Source organism: Streptomyces kebangsaanensis, from assembly GCF_001906585.1.
Lineage (GTDB): Bacteria > Actinomycetota > Actinomycetes > Streptomycetales > Streptomycetaceae > Streptomyces > Streptomyces kebangsaanensis.
Genome location: NZ_JUJA01000017.1, coordinates 10,928 through 15,943 on the forward strand (window position 1 = coordinate 10,928; position 5,016 = coordinate 15,943).

Sequence of the window (5,016 nt, forward strand, 5' to 3'; positions counted from 1 at the left end):
ACCCCGCCGCGGGCGGGCGCCCGCCCGGGAGGAGCCAGGGGCAGAGTGTGCCCCGGTGGGCGGCCGTCGTGATGCTCACCCGTTCCGTACTCGTCACGGCCGGACTCGTCGCCGCCTACTACCTGCTGCCCCTGGACGGCGGCAGCACGGCCAAGACGGCCGCCCTGCTCGCGCTCGGGCTGGTGGGCGTCGCGCTGATCTTCGCCTGGGAGGTGGTGGTCATCGCGCACTCGCCGTACCCCCGGCTGAAGGCAGTGGAGGCCCTGATGTCCACGCTGCCGCTCTTCCTGCTGCTCTCCGCCACCGCCTACTACCTGCTGGAGCGCGCCGCCCCGGGGTCCTTCAGCGAACCGCTGACCAGGACGGACGCCCTGTACTTCACCGTCGCCACGTTCGCCACCGTCGGCTACGGCGACATCACCGCGCAGTCGCAGACGGCCCGCGTGCTGACCACGCTCCAGATGGTGGGCGGTCTGCTGCTCGTGGGGGTCGCCGCACGCGTGCTGGCGGGCGCCGTCCAGGCGGGTCTGCGGCAGCAGCGGGACCGCCCGCCCGAGTAGCCGGCGGCTCACTCCGGGACGCGCCGCATCTCCAGGACCCGCAGGCCCAGCGACCGGCAGCGGGCCAGCAGCCCGTACAGGTGCGCCTCGTCCACCACGGGGCCGAACAGGACCGTCTGACCGGACATCATCACGTGGTCCAGCTCCGGGAACGCCTTGGCCAGCGTCTCCGACATGTGCCCGTCGACACGGATCTCGTAGCGCATCAGCTGCTCCCGCGGTGGCCTGGGGATGGGCGTACCACGCCCCCTGTCCGAGGGTCCGCCCCGGTCGGCCGCGGGGCCTCACCCGGCGCAGGTGACCCTCACAGGAGGTGGAGTTCGCGCGCGCGGTGGACCGCGTCGCCCCGCCGGTTGACGCCGAGCTTCCGGTAGACGCTCTTGAGGTGGGTCTTCACCGTGTTGACGGACACGAAGAGGTCCGCGGCGATCTCCTCGGTCGACATCATCCGGGCGAGCCGCTGGAGCACGTCGCGCTCGCGGCCGCTCAGCTCCTCGACGACCAGGGCGGCCGGCCGGACCGTGTGCGGCGAGGTCCGGAGCCGGGCGTCCGGGCCGCTCCGGGCCGGCTCCTGCCACGCGCCGGCACGCAGCAGACGGCGCAGCCACGGGCCGGCCTCGAGGAACGGGCGCCGCAGCCGCTCGCGCCGGGCCTCCGCCAGCGCCCTGGTGGCGAGCCGGCGCGCGGTGGTGCGGTCGCCCCGCCGGTCGGCGGCCTCGGCGCGCGCCAGCAGGGCCCGGACCGTCACCGCGGGGCCCCTGTGCTCCTCGGCGGGCAGGTGGTCGAGCAGGTCCAGGGCGGCGTCCGGGTCTCCCGCGGCCAGGTGGGCCCGGGCGGCCGCCACCGTGCACGCGGCCTCCCGGCCCACCGCGTCCTCCAGCACCTTCACGGCCGTCTCGGGGCGGCCCTCGGCGAGGTGGGCGGCGGAGACGACGAGCGCCGTGTGGTTCTCGGCCCACGGGGAGGCCACGGCGGCCGGGACGGCGGACCCGACGGTCTCCAGGGCGGCCCCGGGCTGCCCGTGGGCCAGGTGGAGGCGGGCCTGTGCGAGGACGCGGCTCGCGGCGGTCACGGGGTCCGGCGGCACCGGCTGCAGGGCCGTCGCCCGGTCCAGGAGGGCCTGGGCGTGGTCCAGCTCGTCTCGGTCGACGGCCACCGCGGCCAGCACCAGGTGGACGAGGCCCAGACCGGCCGGCTCGGCCAGGCTGAAGCGTTCGGCGTCGGTGAGTGCCGCCAGGGACTCGCGTTCGGCGCGGGTGGGCCAGCCGGTCAGGTAGTCGATGAGCGCGAGCTGGCCCAGGGCGTCCTGCCGGGGCAGCGCCGTCGCCCCGCCGGACCCGGTGGCCGGCGCGGACAGCGCGGTCCGGGCCTCGTCGAAGCGCCCTGCCCACAGGCGGGCCGCGCCCAGGTGGGTCTGCAGCAGGGCCGGGAGTTCGGGGTGCCGGTCCAGGAGCCCGGCCGGGATGTCCCGCCCCAGCTCCCGCGCCGTCCGAGCCGCGTGTTCGGCCCGGTCCGGAGCACCGGTCAGCCGGGCGGCGAGGGTGTCCAGGAGCGCGCAGCCGAGCCGGGCCGCCGCTCTGCCGGGCCCGGCAGGGGCGAGTTCACGGCNGGGCCTGTTCCAGGTGTGCCCGCGCGTGGTCCGGGTCGCGGCCGGACAGCTCGCGGGCCGCGCGGACGAGGTCGGCCTCGGCACCGGTGGTGTCGGGGGGCATGCGCGCGAACAGCTCGCCCAGGTCGCCGGAGCGCAGGCCGGTGAAGAACTGCCCGATCGCGAGGTCGTCGACGAGGGCGCGGGCGGTGAACTCCCAGTCGCCGGCCGCGGCGCCGTGGGCGAGTGTGTCGGGCAGCGGCCCGAAGCGCCGCAGCCACTGGGCGGCCCTGCGGTGCAGGTCGGTCTCCAGACCGGGGAACCGCACTCCGAGATGGGTTTTGAGGATCTCCGCGAAGAGCGGGTGGAGCCGGTACCACGAGTGGCCGAGGTGTTCGACGAACGCGTTGGCCCGGTGCAGTTCGGCCAGGAGGGGTCCGGCGTCCCGGCGGCCGGCGAGCGCGTTGGCCAGGTCGGGGCAGAAGCGGTCGAGGACACTGACCCGCAGCAGCAGGTCCTGCGTCGGGGCCGGCTGTCTTGCGAGCACCTCGGCCAGCAGGAAGTCGGCGATCGTGCTCTGTCCGGCCTCGAACTCCTTGAGGTACGTCTCGGGGTCGCCGCTCTGCCGCGCGGCCAGGGCGCACAGCCGCAGGCCCGCCGCCCAGCCCCGGGTGCGTTCGACGAGCGCGCGGACGGCGTCGTGGCCCAGACGCAGCCCGTGCAGTTCCAGCAGGGTCGCCGCCTCCTCGGGGGTGAAGGCCAGCTCCGCGTCCCTGATCTCGGTCAGGGTGCCGTCCGCGCGGTGGCGGTGCAGGGGCAGGGTCGGTTCGGTGCGGGTGACGAGGACCAGGTGCATGCCCCGGCCGGCGTGGTGCAGGACGAAACCGAGCTGGTCGGTGATCTCCGGGGCGGTCACGCGGTCGTACTCGTCGAGGACGACGACCAGGGGCCGGTCGCGGTCGTTCAACTGTGCGGCGAGCCGGGCGAGCAGGCCGTGGTCCACCGCGCCGGCGTCGGCCGGGCAGCCGACGTCCCCGATCCCGTCGGCCCCCGAGGCGCGCAGGGCCTCCAGCAGGTAGGCCCAGAAGACACCGGGTGCCTGGTCGCAGGCGTCGACGGTGAGCCAGGCCACCGGCCCTTCCAGGTGGGCGGCCCAGTCGGCGACCAGCAATGTCTTGCCCGCGCCCGCGCACCCGTCGACCATCGTCAGTGGCGTGTCCAGCGCCTGGCCGAGGTGCTCGGCCAGGCGCTGCCGGCGCATGAAGGTGGCCGGCCGCACCGGCACGGCGAAGCGGGTCCGCAGGAACGGGTCCCCCAGCGGATCCACGTCCGCGGCCGGCGGCCGGGACCTGTTGCCTCCACGTTCGGACACCGCGCTCACCCCCACTGTCCGTCCTGTCGTGGGCAGCGCTCCTCCTGTTCAGGATCTCAGTGTTCCCGCACGCGCGCGCGTCGCGGACAGGGTCCGCTGCTTCTGTCGTCGCGCGTCGCTCCCCGCGGCGCGCGTCCTGCGCGTGCGGGCGCCGCGGAGGCGAAGCACGCTGGAGGAGCGCCCTCCGGTGCGCGTCGGCAGCCGCGTGCCCGGCCGAGCACGGAGGCGGGCCGAAGGAGGTGCCCATTGGCCTGTGGCGATGCCGGCCGGACCGTGGACGAGATGTCGGACTCCCTGCTGGAGGCCCTGTTCAGCAGTGCGCCGATCGGTCTGCATCTGCTGGACACCGAACTGCGGGTGGTCCGGCTCAACACCGCCGTGCCTCCCATGCGGGACCTGTCCGCGGATGATCTGGTCGGGCGTCCTTTCCGCGACGCGCTCCGGATCGTCGAGGACAACGAGGTGGAGATCCTGCTGCGGGACGTGCTGGAGAGCGGGGACGCCCTGCGCGGGCGCGTCGTGCGGGCACGCCTCGAGGGGGAGCCGTCCGAGGAGCGGTACTTCGAGATCACCGCCCTGCGCCTGCCGAGTCCGCGCGGACGGGTACTGGGCCTGGCGGTCACCGCGGTCGACGTCAGCGAACGGGAGCGGGGCCGCGCCCGCACCAGGGTGCTGGAGGCGGTACGCCGGCGCGTGGGCCGCACCCTGGACCCCTCGGTGAGCGGTGAGGAACTCGTCGGGGCCGTGGTGCCCGAGTTCGCCGACGTGGCGATCGTGGAGGTGGTGGACTCCGTGCTCCGCGGCGACGAACCTCCCCTCGCCCCGCTGCCGCCGGACACTCCCCTGATGCGCACCGCTTTCCGCAGCGGCCAGGACAGTCCGCGGCAGGCGCGTCCCGTGGGTGACGTACGCCGCCTGCCCGCCCCCACGCCCTTCAGCCAGGCACTGGCCGATCTGCGGCCCCGGGTGGTTCCGCTGCGCCCGTCCGACCCGTGGCTGCCCGTCGACCCCGCGCGCGCGGAGGCGATGCGCACGTCGCGGTGCCATACGCTGCTGGTGGTGCCGCTGGCCCTGCGCGACGCGGCGCTCGGGCTGGTCAGCCTCTACCGCGCGGGGCCGTCCCCGCCGTTCGACGCGGACGACCGCCGGCTCGCCGTCGAGCTGGCCGCGCACACCGCCCTCGGCATCGACAACGCCCGGCGCTACGTCCGTGAGCACGCCGTGGCCGCCCTGGTCCAGCGCCGGCTGCTGCCCCGCCGTCCGGAGAGCCACACGTCCCTCCAGGCCGCCTTCCTGTCGGTCACCGGTGCCGACCCCGGCGCCTGGTACGACACCATCGCCCTGTCCGGTGCCCGCACCGCGCTCGTGGTCGGCAAGGTGTCCGGGCGGGGCCTGAACGCGGCCGCGACCATGGGCCGGCTGCGCACCGTCGTACGGTCCCTGTCGGCCTTCGACCTCGCTCCCGACGAGCTCATGGCCCGGCTGCACGACACGGC

The 5,016-nt window shown here is 75.5% G+C and carries 4 protein-coding genes and 1 pseudogene; 2 read left to right on the plus strand and 3 right to left on the minus strand.

The genetic code is table 11. The features are described from left to right. Nucleotides 1-560, plus strand: a 560-nt coding sequence (locus tag RH94_RS01740; RefSeq protein ID WP_324614216.1) for a potassium channel family protein, incomplete at its 5' end; no start/stop codon positions are given. Between the two features lie 8 nt (nt 561-568). Here RH94_RS01740 and RH94_RS01745 read toward each other — a convergent pair. The 3 genes and pseudogenes from RH94_RS01745 to RH94_RS41945 all read right to left on the minus strand — a co-directional run. Next, complete coding sequence (locus tag RH94_RS01745) at nt 569-766, minus strand: hypothetical protein (protein ID WP_073945911.1); 198 nt, start codon at nt 764-766, stop codon at nt 569-571. Nucleotides 767-864: 98 nt separating this feature from the next. Next, a complete protein-coding gene (locus tag RH94_RS41940) occupies nt 865-1,728 on the minus strand; it encodes a LuxR C-terminal-related transcriptional regulator (protein ID WP_456154160.1) in 864 nt (287 codons plus the stop codon). A 441-nt stretch (nt 1,729-2,169) separates the two neighbouring features. Next, nucleotides 2,170-3,535, minus strand: a pseudogene (locus tag RH94_RS41945) (helix-turn-helix transcriptional regulator); the annotation flags it as partial. A 267-nt stretch (nt 3,536-3,802) separates the two neighbouring features. On the opposite strand from RH94_RS41945, the gene RH94_RS41950 reads away from it, so the two are divergent. Continuing rightward, nucleotides 3,803-5,016 (plus strand): PAS domain-containing protein (locus RH94_RS41950; protein ID WP_234425461.1); only part of this gene is annotated, 1,214 nt, incomplete at its 3' end.